General features: G+C 73.7%; 16 protein-coding genes. 7 read left to right on the forward strand and 9 right to left on the reverse strand.

Going from position 1 to position 17525, the window contains the following annotated elements:
- A complete protein-coding gene (locus tag WMF42_RS30800) occupies positions 1–2460 on the reverse strand; it encodes a substrate-binding domain-containing protein (RefSeq protein ID WP_437686344.1) in 2460 nt (819 codons plus the stop codon).
- A gap of 131 nt (positions 2461–2591) precedes the next feature.
- Here WMF42_RS30800 and WMF42_RS30805 point away from each other — a divergent pair, with 131 nt between their 5' ends.
- From WMF42_RS30805 to WMF42_RS30820, 4 genes are read left to right on the forward strand one after another with little or no spacing between them, the layout of a single operon-like run.
- Positions 2592–3569 (forward strand): fumarylacetoacetate hydrolase family protein, encoded by a 978-nt coding sequence (locus tag WMF42_RS30805; protein WP_437686345.1) that lies wholly within the window; start codon positions 2592–2594, stop codon positions 3567–3569.
- Complete coding sequence (gene maiA, locus WMF42_RS30810) at positions 3566–4240, forward strand: maleylacetoacetate isomerase (protein ID WP_434042124.1); 675 nt, start codon at positions 3566–3568, stop codon at positions 4238–4240. The genes WMF42_RS30805 and maiA overlap by 4 nt, the downstream gene beginning before the upstream one ends.
- 38 nt (positions 4241–4278) lie before the next feature.
- The gene (locus WMF42_RS30815) at positions 4279–5433 is read left to right on the forward strand and encodes a 4-hydroxyphenylpyruvate dioxygenase family protein (protein WP_437686346.1); all 1155 of its coding nucleotides are present in this window, start codon (positions 4279–4281) and stop codon (positions 5431–5433) included.
- Positions 5433–6593, forward strand: a complete 1161-nt coding sequence (locus WMF42_RS30820) for a homogentisate 1,2-dioxygenase (protein ID WP_437686347.1) — start codon at positions 5433–5435, stop codon at positions 6591–6593. Before WMF42_RS30815 ends, WMF42_RS30820 begins: the two co-directional genes overlap by 1 nt.
- Positions 6594–6611: 18 nt before the next feature.
- Here the strand turns inward: WMF42_RS30820 and WMF42_RS30825 are convergent, their stop codons facing one another.
- From WMF42_RS30825 to WMF42_RS30840, 4 genes are all read right to left on the reverse strand, one after another.
- On the reverse strand, positions 6612–7178 hold the full coding sequence (locus WMF42_RS30825; RefSeq protein ID WP_081426969.1) for a hypothetical protein: 567 nt from the start codon (positions 7176–7178) through the stop codon (positions 6612–6614).
- Positions 7175–8278, reverse strand: coding sequence for a deoxyhypusine synthase family protein (locus tag WMF42_RS30830; protein WP_061612145.1), 1104 nt, complete (start codon positions 8276–8278; stop codon positions 7175–7177). Before WMF42_RS30830 ends, WMF42_RS30825 begins: the two co-directional genes overlap by 4 nt.
- Positions 8279–8347: 69 nt before the next feature.
- Positions 8348–11623 (reverse strand): hypothetical protein, encoded by a 3276-nt coding sequence (locus WMF42_RS30835; RefSeq protein WP_437686348.1) that lies wholly within the window; start codon positions 11621–11623, stop codon positions 8348–8350.
- Positions 11624–11752: 129 nt separating this feature from the next.
- Positions 11753–12829, reverse strand: a complete 1077-nt coding sequence (locus tag WMF42_RS30840) for a DUF72 domain-containing protein (RefSeq protein ID WP_437686349.1) — start codon at positions 12827–12829, stop codon at positions 11753–11755.
- A gap of 528 nt (positions 12830–13357) precedes the next feature.
- Here WMF42_RS30840 and WMF42_RS30845 point away from each other — a divergent pair.
- Positions 13358–13576, forward strand: a complete 219-nt coding sequence (locus tag WMF42_RS30845; RefSeq protein WP_061608398.1) for a hypothetical protein — start codon at positions 13358–13360, stop codon at positions 13574–13576.
- 375 nt (positions 13577–13951) lie between these two features.
- On the forward strand, positions 13952–14356 hold the full coding sequence (locus WMF42_RS30850; RefSeq protein ID WP_061608397.1) for a hypothetical protein: 405 nt from the start codon (positions 13952–13954) through the stop codon (positions 14354–14356).
- Positions 14357–14687: 331 nt separating this feature from the next.
- On the opposite strand, the gene WMF42_RS30855 is transcribed toward WMF42_RS30850, so the two are convergent.
- From WMF42_RS30855 to WMF42_RS30865, 3 genes are all read right to left on the reverse strand, one after another.
- Positions 14688–15050, reverse strand: a complete 363-nt coding sequence (locus WMF42_RS30855; RefSeq protein ID WP_061608396.1) for a hypothetical protein — start codon at positions 15048–15050, stop codon at positions 14688–14690.
- Positions 15047–15229, reverse strand: coding sequence for a hypothetical protein (locus WMF42_RS30860; RefSeq protein WP_081426496.1), 183 nt, complete (start codon positions 15227–15229; stop codon positions 15047–15049). Before WMF42_RS30860 ends, WMF42_RS30855 begins: the two co-directional genes overlap by 4 nt.
- Before the next feature lie 108 nt (positions 15230–15337).
- On the reverse strand, positions 15338–15730 hold the full coding sequence (locus WMF42_RS30865) for an RNA recognition motif domain-containing protein (RefSeq protein ID WP_434042131.1): 393 nt from the start codon (positions 15728–15730) through the stop codon (positions 15338–15340).
- 404 nt (positions 15731–16134) lie between these two features.
- On the opposite strand from WMF42_RS30865, the gene WMF42_RS30870 reads away from it, so the two are divergent.
- Complete coding sequence (locus WMF42_RS30870; RefSeq protein WP_061608394.1) at positions 16135–16419, forward strand: cupin domain-containing protein; 285 nt, start codon at positions 16135–16137, stop codon at positions 16417–16419.
- On the opposite strand, the gene WMF42_RS30875 is transcribed toward WMF42_RS30870, so the two are convergent.
- Positions 16401–17321 (reverse strand): undecaprenyl-diphosphate phosphatase, encoded by a 921-nt coding sequence (locus WMF42_RS30875; RefSeq protein WP_437686350.1) that lies wholly within the window; start codon positions 17319–17321, stop codon positions 16401–16403. The two genes, WMF42_RS30870 and WMF42_RS30875, sit on opposite strands and share 19 nt — an antisense overlap.
- Positions 17322–17525: the final 204 nt, after the last annotated feature.

The raw sequence follows: 17525 nt of genomic DNA on the forward strand, positions 1-17525 counted from the left end.
TCAGCCGCGCCGGTAGACGACGCGCCCGCCCATCTTGCCGAGCGCGTACGAGAACCCGAGCTCCAGCGTGGCGCGGGTGACGATGCCGTCGAGCTCGAGCCCCTGCTCGACCATGAGCCGCGCCGCCTCCGGCGCGATCCCGACGAGCACCACCTCGGACCCGAGCATCCCGGCGGCGCGCGCCGCCTGCGCGAGGTGGGTCGCCGCGCTCGCGTCGACGACCGCCATGCCGGTGACGTCGATGAGCACGACGCGGGCCTGGTGGTCGGTGATCTCCCGCAGCATCCCCTCGAGGAAGCGGCCGGACCGCTGCGCGTCCAGCGCGCCGACGATCGGCATGACCAGGACGCCCGGCGCGATCGGCACCACCGGGCCCGACATCCGGGCGATCGTGTCGAGCAGCGCCTCCTGGCGGCGGCTCAGCGACTCCAGCTCCCTCGTCCGCTCCTTGATCCGCGAGAGCAGCCGCGCGTTCTCGAGCACGACGGCCGCCACGGCGGCCACGCGCTCGATCAGCGCGAGGTCGGTCGGCGAGCACGCGTCGGGCTGCGGGCTGCAGAGCACGAGGACCCCGAGGACCGCGTCCCGCGACAGCAGCGGCACGCCGACCATCGTGCGCGCGCCGCTCCAGCGGGCCTCGGCGACGTCGCTGAAGCGCTGGTACTCGCTCGACGCGGTGTCGATGACGAGCGAGCAGCACGCGCTCATCACCCGGCCCACGAGGGAGTCGTCCGTGACCGGGGCGCGCTCGTCGTTGACGAGGCTCTCGCGCTCGGCCATCCCGATCACCAGGAACTCGAGCGCCCTGGCGCCCGTCGCCGCGCCCAGCTTGCGGTTCGCGATCCGGCGGGCGGAGCTGATGGCCAGGTGATCCGAGAGGGCGATCGAGGAGGGCGTCCGCTCGACGGTCACGAGGTCGACCCCCGTGTCGATGGAGCGCGACGCGGGCAGGTCCGCGAGCGCCGCCGCGACGCCGCGCGCGGCCATGTCCTGGAGCGCCTGCACGCAGCGGTACCCCATGTCGTACTCGCGCTGCACGACAGCGGCGTGGATCACGCCCTCCTGGAGCATCGCGACCGTGGCGGTGATGAGATCGAAGGCGATGAGCTTGATGTCCCCGGCCCGCCCGAGCGCCATCGACGCCATGCCGAAGCCCGGGCCGTTCTCGCTGCACACCCCGAAGGCGCCGGCGAGGTAGGGCTTCGACCGCACCACCTCCAGGGCGAGCTCGGTCGCGCGATCCGGGTCGAACAGGTTCTCCGAGAGCGAGTCCACGCGGACCGAGGAGCCGGCGATCGCCTCGCGGAAGCCCTCGATGCGGCCGCGGGCGTTGGCCACGGCGGCGGAGGCCGCCTGGACGGCGACCTCGCCCCCCTGCGGCAGGAGCCGCAGCATCGCCTCGCCCGCGATCCGCCCGGCGGCCCGGTTGTCGGTCCCGATGTAGAGCGAGCAGGCGCTGCCCTCGACGGGCGGCGAGTCGATGGCGACGACCGGGATGCCCGCCTCCGCCGCGCGGCGGATGGACGGCTCCAGCGCCACCGGGTCGATGGGCGCGATCGCGATCCCGCTGACCCGCCGGCGGATCCCCTCCTCGAGGAGCGCCTCCTGGGCCGCGGGCCCGGACGACATGCCGCTCCTGAACTCCACCGCGACCCGGAGGTCGCGCCCCGCCGCCAGCGCGCCGTCGCGCACGTTGTTCCAGTACGCCGTCAGGGGCCGGCGCGGCGCCCTGTAGAGGCGGATCGTCCGCCGGTCGTGCTGGCCTGGCGCGCCGTCGAGCCCGCCCCCGTCCGCGCGGCGCTCGCCCGCCTCGTCCTCCAGGATCGCGAGGTCGATGGAGCTCCAGCGCGGGCCCGTCTGCACGCTCCTGATCCCGTCCGCGAGCGTCTCGATGAGCTCCAGGAGATCGACCGACTCGGCGACAGCGCTCAGCACCTCCTCGAGCAGGCACAGCTCCTGCGCTACCTGGGCCTTCTCCTCGAACAGGCCGCGCCGCTCGAGCGCGGCGCCCGCGCTCTCCACGACGGACTCGAGCAGCGCGCGGTAGGGGCCCGAGAGCGGCGTCGCGCCCGGCTGCTCGAGCGCGAGGTAGGCGCCCGGCGCGCCGAACACCGGCACCGGCACGATCAGCACGTGCGCGCCCTCGGGCGGCCAGCCGGGCCGCTCCGCGACCTCGGGCAGGTGCGCCCGGTACCACGCGGCCGCGGGGACGAGGCACGGGCCGCGGGCCGCCTCGGGCGCCGCGGCCGGGCCGAACGGCGCCGACGCGCCGAGCAGCCCGCCGTCCGAGGGCATGTGCAGCCGGCCCGGGAGGACGCCGTCGAGCCCCACCGCCGCCCTGTACGCGAGCCGCCGGCCGGCGCGCACGAGCAGGCTTCCGCGCTGCGCGCCGGGGAGGCTGGATATGGCGCGCTGCACGAGGTGGCGGAGCGTCGAGAAGACATCCAGTCCGGTGTTCATGCGGATCCGTTCAGCCGGTCACTCGTTGCGCAGAGCACAAGGATCGCGCGCCCTAGCAGGCGTGACCCGGCTCGTGCTTGTCAAGCGGAGACGATGAGACCACCGTAACGCGACGAGGAGCTCGCACCCGCATGAAGCTCGCCTCTCTCCGCGGCCCCGGCCGCGACGGCACGCTCATCGTCGTCCGCCGGGACGGGCTCGCTTACGCGCCCGCAGGCGCGGACCTCCCCACGCTGCAGACCGCGCTCGACGACTGGGACCGCGCCGAGCCGGCGCTCCGCCGCATCGCCGACGCGATCGAGCGCGGCGACGCGGCTGTCTCGCCGCTCGTCGTGGAGGAGCTCGCCGCGCCGCTGCCGCGCGCGTACGAGTGGATCGACGGCTCCGCGTACATCCATCACATCGTGCTCGTGCGCAGGGCGCGCGGCGCGGAGCCGCCCGAGACGCTCACGACCGATCCGCTGGTGTACCAGGGCGGCTCCGGCGTCCTGCTCGGGCCGACCGACGACATCGTCCTGCGCGACGAGGCCTGGGGCCTCGACTTCGAGGCCGAGGTCTGCGCCGTCCTCGGCGACACCCCGCAGGGCACGCGCCGCGACGAGGCCCACCGGCACGTCCGCCTGTTCCTGCTGGCCAACGACGTGACGCTGCGCAATCTCGTTCCCGCGGAGCTCGCGAAGGGGTTCGGGTTCTTCTGCTCGAAGCCGGCCACGGCGTTCTCGCCGTTCGCGATCACGCCGGACGAGCTCGGCGACGCGCTCCGCGACGGGCGCGTCCACCTGCGGCTCCGCTCGACCTACAACGGCGCGCTCATCGGCGATCCCGAGGCCGGCCCGGAGATGCATTTCTCGTTCTTCGACCTCATCGCGCACATCGCGAGGACCCGCAGCTTCACGGCCGGCACGATCCTCGGCAGCGGCACCGTGTCGAACCAGGACCCGGCGCGCGGGGTGTCTTGCCTCGCCGAGAAGCGCATGCTCGAGATCCTCTCGGACGGGGCGGCCAGGACGCCGTTCATGAAGCCAGGAGACACGATCATGATCGAGATGATGAGTCGCTCGGGAGAGAGCCTGTTCGGTCGCATCGCGCAGCGGGTGGTGGCCGGATGAGCGCCGCGATCCAGGGGATCACGCTCTACGGCTACTGGCGCAGCTCGTGCAGCTGGCGCGTGCGCATCGCCCTCGCCCACAAGGGGATCGAGCACGCGTACCGGCCGGTGAACCTGGTGCGGGACGGCGGCGAGCAGCTCCGCGACGACTACCGGGCCAGGAACCCGATGGCGCAGGTGCCCCTGCTCGAGCTCGAGCAGGGCGGCGCCGTCCGGCGCGTGTCGCAGTCGGTGGCCATCATCGAGCTGCTCGAGGAGCTGTTCCCGTCGCCGGCGCTCCTGCCGGCGGATCCGTACCTGCGCGCGAGGGCGCGGCAGCTCGCGGAGATGATCAACTCCGGCACCCAGCCGATGCAGAACACCGCCACGCTGAAGTACGTGCAGAACGAGCTCGGCGGCGACCAGCGGGCCTTTGCCCGGCGCTTCATCGGGTCGGGCCTCGCCGCGTTCCAGGCCGCGGCGGGCGAGCACGCCGGGCGGTTCTGCGTCGGCGACGAGGTCACGGTGGCGGACGTGTTCCTCGTGCCCCAGCTTTACAATGCGCGGCGCTACGAGGTCGACCTCGCGCCGCTCTCGACGCTCACGCGGATCGAGGCGGCGTGCATGGCGCTGCCCGCCTTCCAGGCCGCCCACGCCGACCGCCAGGCCGACGCGGTGCCGGACGGCGCATAGCGCGACACAGCGCGGACCCCTCGCGACGGAGGACCCGGATGACCAAGGTGGAGTCGATAGGCATCAAGCGGGTGGAGGCGCTGCACTACTACGTGCGCGACCTGGAGCGGAGCCGCAGGTTCTACACGGAGAAGCTCGACTTCCAGGAGGTCGCCGCGAGCTCGCCCGAGCTCAACGCGGCCGCGGCGCAGCGGTCGGTCGTCTTCCAGGCCGGCGAGTGCGCCATCGTCTGCTCGCAGCCGACGGGCGAGGGCGGGCGGGCGTGGCGCTACCTGCGCAAGCACCCCGACGGGGTGGGCACGATCGTCTTCGAGGTCGAGGACATCGACCGCGCCTTCCGGCTGCTCGACGGCCGCGGGGGCACGCCGATCGACGAGATCCACCGGGTGACGGACGAGGGCGGCGGCACCTTCGCCTCGTTCTCGATCACCACGCCGTTCGGGGACACCACCTTCCGCTTCGTCGAGCGGCGCGGCTACCCTGCGCTGTTCCCCGGCTGCGTGGCCCACGGCGCGCCCCGCGGCGGCCAGAACCGCTTCGGGATCGCCCGGTTCGATCACATCACCTCGAACTTCCAGACCATGGCGCCCGCCCTGCTCTGGATGGAGCACGTGCTCGGGCTCGAGCCGTTCTGGAAGATCGCGTTCCACACGAACGACGTCGCCAGGGACGCCGACCACGGCTCGGGCCTGCGCTCCGCCGTGATGTGGGACCCGGGCTCGGGCGTGAAGTTCGCCAACAACGAGCCGTACAGGCCGCACTTCAAGAGCTCGCAGATCAACGTCTTCAACGAGGAGCACCGCGGCGACGGGGTGCAGCACGTGGCGCTCGCCGCCGACGACATCCTCACGGCCGTGCGCGGCATGCGCGCGCGGGGCGTGGAGTTCATGCCGACCCCGCCCGCCTACTACGACATGCTGCCCGAGCGCGTGCGGCAGCTCGGCATCGAGCAGATCGACGAGGACGTCGCGACGCTGCGGGAGCTCGAGGTGCTCGTCGACGGCGACGGCGCGCGGTCGTACCTGCTCCAGATCTTCCTCAAGGAGTCGGCCGGCACGCACCGCGATCCCGACGCCGGGCCGTTCTTCTTCGAGCTCATCCAGCGCAAGGGCGACCGCGGCTTCGGCGCCGGCAACTTCCGGGCGCTGTTCGAGAGCATCGAGCGGCAGCAGAGGGCCGAGGGCCACGGCTGATGCTCGACCGCGTCGTCGCGGGGACCGTCCCCCGCAAGCACCACATCGCCCTGCGGGGCGAGGCGGGGGACCTCCGCTACGAGGAGTGCCTGACGCGCGAGGGCTTCGACGGCCCCTACACGATCGCCTACCACGAGCGCCGGCCGCACGAGCACCGGCTCGCGCCGGCCGCGCACGGCTTCGCGCTGCCTGTCGCCGCGCCAGAGCGCCCGCTCGCGAAGCGGCACTACCGGTCGCAGGACCTGCCGCGGCGCGGCGGGCCCGCTGTCGACTGCCGCGTGCCGCTGCTCTTCAACGACGACGTGGTGATCGGGGTCGCCCAGCCCGACGCCGCCGATCCGGTGTACTTCGCGAACGCGGACGCCGACGAGCTGCTCTTCATCTTTCAGGGCGGCGGCGTCCTGCGCACCATGCTCGGCGATCTCCGCTTCGAGCAGGACGACTACGTCGTCATCCCCAAGGGGCTCTTCCACCGCTTCATCCCCGACGCGGCGCCCCAGCGCTGGCTCTCGATCGAGGCCGCGGACGTCCACCTCCCGCGGAAATGGCGCAACGAGGTCGGTCAGCTCCGGATGGACGCGCCGTACTCTCACCGCGACTTCCGGCGGCCCACGTTCGTCGGCCCGCTCGACGAGGGCATCCGCGCGCTGGTCGTGAAGCGCGGCGGCGCCTTCCACGGCTTCGCCTGCGAGCGCTCGCCGCTCGACGTCGTCGGCTGGGACGGGACTGTGTACCCGTTCGCGTTCCCGATCCTGAGCTTCCAGGCGCGCGTCGGGCTCGTGCACCTGCCGCCGGACTGGCACGGCACGTTCGCCGCGCGCGGCGCCCTCATCTGCAGCTTCGTGCCGCGCCCCGTCGACTTCCACCCGGAGGCGATCCCCTGCCCCTACCCCCACGCGTCCGTCGACTGCGACGAGCTGCTGTTCTACTGCCGCGGCAACTTCACATCACGCCGCGGCGTCGGCCCCGGCAGCGTCTCGCACCACCCGGCCGGCGTCCCGCACGGGCCGCACCCCGGCGCGTACGAGGCGAGCCTCGGCAGCCGCGAGACGAGCGAGCTCGCTGTCATGCTCGACACGATCCGCCCGCTCACGGCCACCCCGGCCGCGCTCGCTGTCGAGGACCCGGCCTACCAGGACAGCTTCATCGCGGGCGCCTGATCGCGCGAGGGCGAGCGCTCAGGGCATCTGGAAGAAGCAGAGGTTCGTGCACTCGCCGAAGCGCGCGTTCTCCTCGATATCGAACCCGTTCAGCCCCGCGCAGGACGTCGCGGCGATGCAGCGCGCGTTGCACGCAATCTGTCCGATGCACGACGCGGGGTCGGTCCCGAGGGGCGCGCCCTGTCCGCACTCCGTGAGACGATCGTTGGCCAGATCGCATGCGGTGCGGAAGACGGAGATCCCGCACTCGCCGAGGCGCGCCTCCTGGTCCTCGCAGCCGTCGAAGGTGAACACGTCGTCCTTGCACTCGATCTCTTCCTCGAGGCAGACGAGGAGCTCGTCCAAGGCGCCGACGCAGCTCGCCTCCACCGCGGCCTTCCGCGAGACCTCCGCCTCGTCGAGGCACTCGAGGTACCTCGCCTCGCTGCAGCCGGTGCAGTCGCAGACGGCGTCGCAGGCGCGCTCGTCCGTCGAGGGGCAGCCGGCGACCACGAGCGCGCCGCCGGCCAGGGCCGCGGAGAGGAGCGCCTGCAGGGGGCGCGACGGGCGGGGCATGGCGGCGCGCACGCGGGCCTGCTCCCTCACTTCGGCATCTTGCCGAGCCGCTCGAGCAGCGCGCGCACGAGCAGCGGCCACGCGACGGTGGCGTCCGCGTACACCTCGGCGAAGCGGCCGCCCTCGCCCGGCGCGGTGAACTTCCCCCAGCTCACGCCCTCGGAGTAGGTGCAGCCGGACAGGCCGCCCCAGTGCACGGGCTCGGGGCAGATACGGACGCCGTACTGGAACCGCGGGTGCTCGACCTCGATGTCGAGGCGGTCGCCGACGATGTCGTAGAACGGCGCGACCTGCTGGGCCCAGTTGCGCGGCACGCCGCCGCCGATGGTGAAGATGCCGAGCCGCTTCTTCGTGCGGACCAGGCGGGCGTAGCTCAGGAGGTCGATGAAGGGGTTGTACGGCGGCGGCACGGCCTCGCGCCACACGTCGAAGCCCGGCTTGTCGCCGTGCTGCGCCTTCACCTTGCGCAGCATCCACGTCGCGACGTCGAGGCCCATCTCGCTGTCGGTGAAGGCGGGCACGTAGACGGGCACGTTGCGGAGGTACGCGCTCCGGAGCACGCCGGGCGAGTCGCCCATGTCGGCCAGCGCCTTGCCGAGCTGGCGGCAGATGATCTCGCTCGACCAGGGCGACCCGGGGTCCAGCTTGTCGAGCTCCTTGCGGACGAAGACCTCGATGGCGTTGAGGTTCTTCTCCATCTCGAGCGTGTCGTAGACGCGGTTGTACCCCTTGTCGAAGTACGTCTCGTCGGAGATGGTCGGGTTCGCCTTGTAGTGGGTCAGGCCGACCGCCTCGCTCAGCCCGTGCGCCATGAGCGCCCCGGTGCTGATGATGCAGTCGATCATGCCCGCCTCGATCATCCGGACGATGACGACGCCCATCTTGGCGACGGTCATCGCGCCCGAGAAGGTCGCCACGACAAGGCAGTCCTCGTCGCGCACCATCGCCTCGAGCACGTCGGACGCCTCGCCGAGCGCGCGGCCGCTGAACGCTGTCTTGCTCATCGCGCGGAGCAGGTCGTCGAACGACCCGATCTTCAGCGGATCGAGCGCCTCGAGCGGGACGAGCTTGTCTTCAACCCCGTCGCCGAGATGGCGGTGCGAGGAGCGCGGATGCTTCGGAGAGGACATGGCGCGCGAACATATAGCCGCGGGGAGGGTAGGGCGTCGAGCCCGAAGCTCCTCGCGGCGCGCGCGAGCTCAGGGGCGGACAGGCAGGGAGCACGCGAGGCGGCGCGCTGCCGGAGGCGTCGTTGGTCGCGCGGTTCCTCCGGGTCTCCCGGCGCCTTCGCCGATCCCAAGCTCGCCGCCTTCGGCGCGCTGGGCCGCGAGATCGGCGCGCACGAACGCGGGCAGGCCCGCGCCCGGCCGGGCCTCGCCGCGGCGATCGGGATCGATCAGCGCGGCGATCTTCGCGACGCAGGCGTGACCGCCTGACACGCGGACGTCGTAGACGGCCGCGCTCGCGGGCGCGCCGTGGCCGTCTACGGTCGCGAAGGCGCTCGCGCGATCCAGCAGGAAGCGCGCGCCGCCCGGGCGCGCAGCGCACGCCGGCAGGCGGGTGAGCTCGGTGCGGACATTCGGGGCGATCTCCCAGCCGTCGAGCGGCAGGAGCGGCGGGGCCTTCGCGAGCGCGCCCGGCGGCGGCCCCTGCACCGGCGCCTCGCGCGCGCCCCTCTCCGCCGTGGTCTGCGCGGGCGCTCGCGGCGCGGCCCTCTCCGCGGGCGGTATCGGCACCGTGCGGGCGAGCGCCAGGTCGCGAAAGCTGAGCAGCAGCGGGACGCCGGCGCTCGTCGGCTGCCCGAGCGCGCGCGCGCCGCGGCCCGCGAGCGCGGCGATCGGCCGCGGCGCCTCGCCGGAGGACCACACGACGAGCCACGCGTCGCGGATCCACGCGACGGGCCCGTCCGGCGCCTCGCTGAAGGCGATCTCCGCCTCGGGCATCAGCTCCTGCGGCACCTCGGCGATCTCGGCGCCGCGGCCACGGCTCGCCCGGACCAGCAGGTCGCGGCCCGCGGCGCGCACCGCGAAGACGACCCTGTCGCCGGACGCCGCGAAGCGCGCGAGGGTCGCGTCGCGGCCGACGCCCTCGGGCGCGGGGCCCGTCCACGCGCGCACCCTGCCCTGGAGCTCCGTCGGGTCGAGCCAGCGCAGCGTCCACGTCGCCCGCCGCGCCGCGGCGCGCGCGGCAGGGGCGCCGCGCTGCCCGGCGCCCCCGGCGGCGCCGTCGGGCGCGCGCACCTCGAGCGTGGCGACCGTGGAGAGCAGGCCCCAGCGGCGGTCGCTCGCCGACGAGACGTGCCCCTGCCCCGGCGGTCCAGGCCGCGCGTCCCCCGCGAGCAGCGCGAGCGCCGCCTGCGCGCTGCCCGGCGGCGGCACCCCCGGCGGGCCCGGAGGCCCCGGCTGCGTCGAGCAGGCGAGCGCGCGCTCCGGGAGCGCGGGCGCCGGCGGCGGGCGGTGCGGCAGGAGCGGCGCGGCCCCGGGCGCCGGCCCGGCGGGGGGCGCGCTCCCGTTCGAGAGCAGCGCCGGCCCCCAGCCGACGCGGAGGTGGGCGTCGATCTTCAGGCCGACGTCGTTGACGGCCAGCACCCCGGGCTCGGCGAGCAGGTCGCCGAGCTCCGCGATCGCGCGCGCGGCGCTGGCCGGGACCTCGACCGGCGCCCACGAGCGGCCGGCGTCGGCCGACGCGAGCACCTTCCCCTCCCCGACGGCGACGCCGTGGCCGGCGTGGATCAGGGCGTGCGCGGCGCCGGCCAGGCGGGTCCGCGAGGCTTGCCCGCCGGGGGGCGCGACGACGGCGGTGAGCTCGCCGGCCTCGTCGGCCACCACGAACGACAGGGCGCCGTCCTGCCCCTCCTCGATGGCGCTGACAACGTGGACGTCGCCGCCCCCGTCGCGCAGCCAGCCGAGCGGGATCAGGGGCTGCTCCCTGCCGCGGGCGTCGATCACCGCGACGTGGGCGCCGGGCGCGGCGGTGGCGCCCGCGCCGCGCGGCGGCGGCGCGGGCGCCTCGCGGGGCGCGGGCGCCTCGCGGGCGACGTCGCTGTCCCAGAGGCCGCGCACGATCGCGAGCCGGCCGTCGGCGAGCGGGCCGGCGCCTCGCCAGTGGATGTCGGTGCCCGGGCGGACCGTGAGCCACTTCCCGCCCGGCTGGCGCACGCACGCGCTGCCCTCCTCGTCCGCGCCGCACGGCGCGAGCAGCATGGCGCCGCCGCTCGGCGACACGCGGAGCTCGGCCTCGCCGCTCCGCAGCACGACGGGCGGCCCGCCGCCCAGGCGGCCGCCGGCGAGCGGGACCTGGAGCACGCCGAAGGGGTCGTGGACGTCGCGCCGCGCGGGCGCCTCGTCGCCGAGCGCGCAGGCCACCCACGCCGACCGCCCGGCGCGCCCGGCGCCGCAGGCGTTCACCCAGGCGCCGCGGCCGAAGGGGGCGAGCTCCAGCAGCGCGCCGGAGGCGAGGTCCACCCGGGCGAGGAGGCCGTGGCTCGCCGCCACAGCGAACCCCGCCCCGCGGGCGCCGCTCGCGATCGCCGCCTCGAGCGGGTGCCGCCCGGTCGCCTGGATCCAGCGGAGCAGCGGCGCGCGGGGGTCGACCGAGCGGCCGTCGAGCGCAGGGGGCGCGGGCGGCGCGGGCGCGAGCCGCGCCTCGGCGACGTGGATCAGCGCCTCGCGCTGCTCGGCCGGCAGGGCCGACCCCCGCGCGAGCGCGACCAGATCGTCGCCGCGCAGGCGCAGGCCGTCGAAGCGGAGCAGGTCCGCGGGGTCGCCCGCCTGCCCGTCGCCGCCCGGCGCCGGCGCGACGGGGCGCCACGACGCGCCGCCGTCGGCCGTGACCGCGAGCCCCGCCGCCTCGAAGAGCCCGGCCCCCTGCTGGAGGTCCCGGAACGCAACAGCGCGGAGCGGCAGCGCGGGCAGGCCCGGCAGCGCGCGCGGCTGCCCCGTCTCGACATCGAGGAAGGTCGGGAGGTCGGAGGCGGCGTCCCACACCGCGACGACGCCGGGCCCGCCGCCGATGCGCAGCAGCTCGGTCTCGGACCGGGCGAGGCGCACCGGCGCGCCGAGCGGATCGTCGAAGCGGTAGACGCCGTGGACCCCGCGCCCCACGAGCCGCGCGCCGGCGGCGGACGGCACGAGCGTGAGCTCGACCAGCGGCTCGGGGCACGCCGCTGTCTCCGGGCGCGCGGCGCCGTCGCTCCCCACGAGGAAGCGCCTGCCGCCGAGCAGCGCGACAGTGCCGCCGGCGACCCGGGGGCCGATGGCGGTCGCGCCGCTCGCGTCGACCCAGCGGGCGCGCAGCGGCTCGGCCGACGCTGGCGGGGGCGCCGCTGCGGGCGCGCCGCTCTCCACCGCCGCGGGCCGGGGCGGCGCCCCCCCGCACCGGACGAGCGCGAGCGCCGCGAGGAGCACGGCGGCCCCCTCCGCCCGGCGCGGCGGCGCTGCGAGGCGGGGAGCGCCCGCCGCTCTGAGCTGCGTCATCGCCGCGGAGACTAGCCTGGATCCGGGCCTGGGGCGGCGACCGGGCCGCTCGCGGCGCCGATCCCTGCCCGGGCTCCGGACGCCAGCCGAACCAGGGTGTCCACGGACACCGCGGGTCGAGGGTGAGGCTCAGTGGACTGTCAGCGCGGCCGGGGCCGGCGGGTCGTCGCTCTCCGGTTCGGCGGCCCGGCGGCGGGCGAGGATCGTCATGAGCCCCTTGGCCCCGAGCACAGCATAGTTGGACACGCAGTTGTTGAAGATCGCGTGGACTCGCTCTGCCTGTCGGGCGAGCCGCTCGACGGTCTCCGCCCAGGGATCGAGCTCCGCGGGATCGTAAACGTACCTGAACTTCTCGCTCACGCCGACGGACGCATCCCAGGTCTCCGCGCGCCGGCCGTGGAAGCGCACAACGACGAGGCGCGGATCGGCGACGAGGGCCGTGGGAGGCATGCTGTTCGCCTTGCCCTGCGGCTCGTCGACGACGACGTAAAAGGCGCCGAGGTCTCGCAGGAAGTCCACGACGCGCTCGATCCGGTCGGGCTCGCCCCACGACGCGTGCCGGAGCTCGACCGCGAGCGGAACCCCGTCGAGGCGCGCGCGGCAATCCTCGATGATCCTCACGTTGCCGCGCGTCGCCGTGAACCACGGGGGGAACTGGAAGAGCGCATACCCGAGCTTGCGCGCCTCCTGCAGCGGCGAGAGCGCCTGCCTGAAGCGCTCCCAGAGGACGTCCCTGGCCTCGGCCGGCAGGTCGCCCGGGTAGAGGCGCGGCTTGTCGAGGAGCGCTCCCGGCAAGGCGCGCTGGAGGTCCGCGGGGAGGCGGGCGGGCTCCACCGGGTGCTGCGTGAGCGGCGCGAACGCCTTCATGTTGAACACGAAGTCGGGCGGTGTCCGCCTGACCCACTGCTCGACCATCGCCGGACCGGGCAGCGCGTAATAGCTCGAGTTGACCTCGACGACGGGGAACTGGGACGCATAGAACCGGAGCCGCTGCTCCGGGCTCGACGTGCCCTTCGGATAGAACCGCTGGCTCTTCACCAGGGTGGGGTCGGTCCACCCGGCGGTCCCGGCGAGGACGCGGCCCTGGCGGGCGGGCACGGGCGCGCAGGCAGCGAGCGCGGCGGCGCGCGCGAGCCGCTCCTCGTGCTGGTGCGGCGTCTCCTCTGACGGCGACAGCGGCGGGTCGCACAGGGCTGCTTCGCGCATATCGCGAACAACCTAAGGCCGTTTGCCGACGAAGGAAGCGCCCCACGGAGATGCGATGAGCGAGGATCGACATTTCTTCTCCCGGGCCCGCTCCGACCCCACGCTCGCTCGCCGCGATCACCACATTACGTTCAACACCCAGCAATTCTCATCCGACAGGCGTTCACGCCGGGTGTCGCGCATGTCGGTGTCCGCTGTGGCTCGCAGGCGCGCCGCGACGACGCGCCCGGCAGGCGACCCCTCCGGAGAGGGTCCCCACCGCCCCGCCCGACCGGACCGACCCGTCCGTCTCCCGGCCGCCGCCGACGACGCGAGGAGGCGGCGGCCGGCTCAGGTCGCCGCGCCTGTGCGCTCGTTCGCGGCGCCCCGCGCCGGCCGGCGCCTCCTCTGTTCGCTTCGATCCCCTTCGGCCGGGACTTCGCCTATGCTGCCTTGCTGACCGGAGCGGAGGGCGCCCGCGCCCTACCTCGCCGAGGTTCGCGGGTGAGGTGCTCCTCGCGGCGCGCAGCACGTCGAAAGGCCAAGTCGATGCACAAGAAGATTCTCTTGGAAAAGGTCACGGCGGCGAAGAAGGAGATCACCGATGCGGAGAGCAACCTCGAGCAGGCGCTCGGGGCGATACAGGTCGCGCCGCGCGCGGACAAGATGGCGGTCAGCGAGGTCGTCCAGGAGGCGTTCACGAAGCTGAGGGCCGCGAGGACGAACCTCACCGAGCTGGAGGGGCTCGTCCTCGCCGACGACGAGTGAGCGCGCCGGGACGGAGAAGAATCGCGGCGGCGCCGTTCTCCGGACCACGCGCTCGGAGCGGGCGGAACGGCACGGAGCGCAATCGATCGGAATGGCGTGAAATGGCTCAGCCTGCCTCGCGCGCTCCCGCGTTCCGCATTCACGTCGAGGTCCTCCGCACAGGGTCGCTCGCGCGCGCCGGCCAGCGCGGCGCGCCGCCGTGATTGGCTGTCCCGCGCGACGCCGGATCCGACGCAGGCGCTCTTCCGTTACACCAGCTCGTCGTCGATCGACGCCATCCTGGCGAGCCCAGATTGTGCATGCGCGGCCCCGTCACCTGCGCTATACTGATCAAGGGCAGGGGCTTGGTGCATTCCTGCGAGCGAGAGGTGGTCGATGTACTCAGCGAATCGTCGCAGGAATATCGAGCGGGAGGAGCGCATGCTCCTCCGCGGCAAGCGAGAGCAGGCGGCTGGCAAGCTCCTTCAGAAGGTCCCGGAGCTGGCGAGCTTGAACCTGGAGATCCGCGAGACCCGGTCCAATGGGCTCGCCAACGACACGCAATACATCCGCCGAGTCGTCGTCGAGCACGCGCACGCGCTGTTCGAGATGCCCTGCTCGTACTCCTCCTGCGACAACGGCGGCTACGACGTGACGCGGGAGATCCTGAACGCACTCCAGTCGGGCGCGGCGCGGTTCGAGGGTGAATGCGCCTGTCGCGGGAGCTGCGGTGGCGAGTTCTGCTCCAGGGTCCTCCGCTACGTCGCCACGGCCACGTACCGGGCCGGCGCCGACGCGTAGGACGGACAGGTCATCGCCCGAGGCGCGCCTCGGGCGATGAGGCGCTGTCGGGCGGACGTCACGAACGGCCGAGCTCATCCAGCCATCAGGCCAGCTCCTCCAGCCATCTGGCCAGCCCATCTAACCGCCAGGCCAGCCCATCTAACCGCCAGGCCGTCGAGCGCACCGGGAACGAGCGGGGATCCCGCATCACTCCGGGCGAGGTCGACCGGGCGGGCCACAGCAGATCGTGAGAAGGCGTCGTGGGAAGCAGCCTGGCCGCGGGGCCGGGCCTGAGGAGGCGCGCTCTCGTGCCGCCCGGCGGCTCAGCGCGCCGGGCGAGACGGCCGGATCACGGCGTCTCGGGCTCGAGGTGCCTGCGCCACTCGTTCCGGGCGCTTGCGTACGCGGTTCGGGCCGCGAGCTCCCGTTCAACGCCGGTGATGGCGGCCATCTTGCGATGGAGCATCTCGGTGGGGAGCGTGATCTCGACCTGAGTTCGCGCTTCACGCAGCGTTCCGGGCCATCCGCCGGCGGCGGGGCGGCCTTCGCGATGGAGGTCTTGCCGCCACCGCTTGGCCCATGCCTGGCCCAGCGTGGTCGCGCTCTGCTCGATGAACTGTTGCCGCGCGGTGGTCTGCGCCGAGCTGTCCTGATCGCTCGCTGGCTCGGACGGGGCGCTCCTGGCCCCATGGCTCGGCGCTACGGTCTTCACTCGACGACCGGAGGCTGAGGCCCGGGGATGATCCCTGCGATGTCCGGATCCTCTCCCGGTGAAGCGCTGTCGCCGGGGCCCTTTTCCCTGCGGCGCGCGACGCGATTCGCGTCCTTCTCGCGCTGCTTTTCCTGCCGTGCGCGTTCCTTCTGCCGCTTCAATGCTCCCTGCTTCTGCATGCGGAACCAGGCCTTTCGGCGCCCACTGGCGCGTTCATCAGCGCCCTGCGGCGCGTTCTGAAAGCGCAAACGCGGCGGTGCACGAGCACCGCCGCGCCGCGCTGGTGATCAGTACCGGTCGCGACCGCCGCCACCGCGGCCACCGCGGCCACCGCCGCCGCCGCCGTAACCACCGCCGCCGCCGCCGCCGTAACCACCGCCGCCGCCACCGCCGAAGCCGCCGCCACCACCACCGCCGCCGAAGCCGCGCGCCGGGCGCTCCTGCGCCTCGTTGACCTTGAGCGCGCGGCCGTCGAGGACGGCGCCGTTCAGCTGCGAGATGGCGCTGGTCGCGGCCTGGGCAGAGCCCATGGTCACGAACGCGAAGCCGCGGGGCTGCCCCGTCTCGCGGTCGGTCGGCATCGCGACCTCACGGACCTCGCCGGCTGCGGCGAACGCGGACTCGAGGGTCTCGCGGGTGGTGCTGAACGAAAGATTTCCGACGTAGAGACGATTTCCCATGCGATCCTGCTCTTTTTTTACGGCCTTCTGTTGCGCCATGAGGCGCTCTCGGTCTGCCATCCGACGAAGCCGTAACGGATCGAACGGAGACGTGCCGCGCGGAACCTCCGCGCAGTCACACGGTGCGTCGTCCAGTCGTCCGAGCGAGCTGCAGTCTCCCTCGTGCAGATGAGGGAAGAGGGAAAGCGTCGTGTCGAGGGCCAGGGACGTTCGTGAGGGAGAGCATCCTAGCCCGACCCGACGTTCTTAGCAAGTAACCGTTCCGTCTTCCGTCGCCGGGCCTGTCGTCGAGGACGTTGAGCGGGCGAGGGCATCGGCGTCGGCATCGAAGCCTGCTCGCGAGCGCGATGGCTTCGTCGAGGACGCTCCGAGCCAGAACCCTGCATCCAGGGCAAGATGGGGGCATGACCACGGCGATTCGCGATGAGGTCTTGAAGCGCTGGCGCGCGCGCGGCTTTCACGGTGGGCTCTGGACCGACCCGCCAGGCCGCGTCTGGAAGGACTATGTCCACGACGACGACGAGCTCTTGATGGTGCTCGAAGGCGAGCTCGAGCTGGAGCTCGGGGGACGCACGCTCGTCCCCGGCATCGGCGAGGAGATCGAGATCCGGGCCGGCGTGGTGCACACCGTGCGCAACCGAGGGGGGACGACGGCCCGCTGGCTGTACGCCTACGGACGGCTCGGGTGATCGCCGTGCGCGCTGCCGGCCTCGGCTGCGGCGACGTCGCTCGGCGCCCCGGGCTGCTCGGCCGCGGCGCCGGCCTCGACCGGGGCGGCGCGGCTGGCGAGCCAGAGCCAGAGGACGACGGCGCCGAGCGCGATGCGGTACCAGCCGAACGGCGCGAGGCCGTAGCGCTTGAGGTAGCGCAGGAAGACAGCGATCACGAGCAGGGCGACAGCGAACGAGACGGCGAGGCCGACGCCGAGGGCGGCCGGGCCGCCGGGCGCGTCGAGCAGGGCGCGGCCGTTCCTGGCGAGGTCGAAGATCGTCGCGGAGCCGAGGGTCGGGATGGCGAGGAGGAACGAGAACTCGGCGGCCGCGGCGGTGCTGAGGCCGGAGAGCTGCCCGCCGACGATGGTGGTCATCGAGCGCGACGCCCCAGGCCAGAGCGCGAAGCACTGGGCGAAGCCGATCGCGGCGGCGCGCTGGAGGGTGACGTCCTCGAGGCGGGGGGCGCCCGGGTCGGGCCGGCGCCGGCGCACGGCCTCGACGACGACCATCACGACGCCGCCGACGATGAGCGCGACAGCGACGGGCCCCGGGCCGAAGAGGTAGGCCTTGATGGCCTTGTGGAAGAGCAGGCCGACAAGGGCCGCGGGGAAGAAGGCGAACGCGAGGGCGAGCGCGAGCCGGAGGCTGTCCGGATCGCGCCGGACGATGCCGCGCACGGTGACGGCGAGGCGCTCGCGGAAATAGACGACGACGGCGAGGACGGCGCCGAGCTGGATCACGATATCGAGCGTCTTCGCCGCCTCGCTCTGGTGGCCGAGCCACGCGCCGAGCAGGATGAGATGACCGGTGGACGAGACGGGGAGGAACTCGGTCAGGCCCTCGAGGACCCCGAGCAGGACGGCATCGAACCAGAACATTGCGCGGAGTCTAGCCGCACCGGGGCCGCGGGGGATCGGGCGCGCGCGGGCTCGACCCGCGTGGCGGAACCGCGGGGGCGGCGAGGTGAGCCGCTTCACGCTTGACATTTTCGAGACGCCTTGGAATCACTTTCACCGACGCTCCGCGCCGATCGCGCTGGCGGGCACGTCTGACCGCGGCGCACACCTTGTGATGGCCCTGCT

The sequence above is a fragment of the Sorangium sp. So ce176 genome, from assembly GCF_051519835.1.
In the GTDB taxonomy this organism is placed as follows: Bacteria; Myxococcota_A; Polyangia; order Polyangiales; family Polyangiaceae; genus Sorangium; species Sorangium cellulosum_G.

What these genes read in the sequence shown, in the direction of transcription:
- WMF42_RS30800 (WP_437686344.1), bottom strand. Translation starts at nt 2,460, where the DNA reads ATGAACACCGGACTGGATGTCTTCTCGACGCTCCGCCACCTCGTGCAG.
- WMF42_RS30805 (WP_437686345.1), top strand. Translation starts at nt 2,592, where the DNA reads ATGAAGCTCGCCTCTCTCCGCGGCCCCGGCCGCGACGGCACGCTCATC.
- maiA (WP_434042124.1), top strand. Translation starts at nt 3,566, where the DNA reads ATGAGCGCCGCGATCCAGGGGATCACGCTCTACGGCTACTGGCGCAGC.
- WMF42_RS30815 (WP_437686346.1), top strand. Translation starts at nt 4,279, where the DNA reads ATGACCAAGGTGGAGTCGATAGGCATCAAGCGGGTGGAGGCGCTGCAC.
- WMF42_RS30820 (WP_437686347.1), top strand. Translation starts at nt 5,433, where the DNA reads ATGCTCGACCGCGTCGTCGCGGGGACCGTCCCCCGCAAGCACCACATC.
- WMF42_RS30830 (WP_061612145.1), bottom strand. Translation starts at nt 8,278, where the DNA reads ATGTCCTCTCCGAAGCATCCGCGCTCCTCGCACCGCCATCTCGGCGAC.
- WMF42_RS30835 (WP_437686348.1), bottom strand. Translation starts at nt 11,623, where the DNA reads ATGACGCAGCTCAGAGCGGCGGGCGCTCCCCGCCTCGCAGCGCCGCCG.
- WMF42_RS30840 (WP_437686349.1), bottom strand. Translation starts at nt 12,829, where the DNA reads ATGCGCGAAGCAGCCCTGTGCGACCCGCCGCTGTCGCCGTCAGAGGAG.
- WMF42_RS30845 (WP_061608398.1), top strand. Translation starts at nt 13,358, where the DNA reads ATGCACAAGAAGATTCTCTTGGAAAAGGTCACGGCGGCGAAGAAGGAG.
- WMF42_RS30850 (WP_061608397.1), top strand. Translation starts at nt 13,952, where the DNA reads ATGTACTCAGCGAATCGTCGCAGGAATATCGAGCGGGAGGAGCGCATG.
- WMF42_RS30860 (WP_081426496.1), bottom strand. Translation starts at nt 15,229, where the DNA reads ATGCAGAAGCAGGGAGCATTGAAGCGGCAGAAGGAACGCGCACGGCAG.
- WMF42_RS30865 (WP_434042131.1), bottom strand. Translation starts at nt 15,730, where the DNA reads ATGGGAAATCGTCTCTACGTCGGAAATCTTTCGTTCAGCACCACCCGC.
- WMF42_RS30870 (WP_061608394.1), top strand. Translation starts at nt 16,135, where the DNA reads ATGACCACGGCGATTCGCGATGAGGTCTTGAAGCGCTGGCGCGCGCGC.
- WMF42_RS30875 (WP_437686350.1), bottom strand. Translation starts at nt 17,321, where the DNA reads ATGTTCTGGTTCGATGCCGTCCTGCTCGGGGTCCTCGAGGGCCTGACC.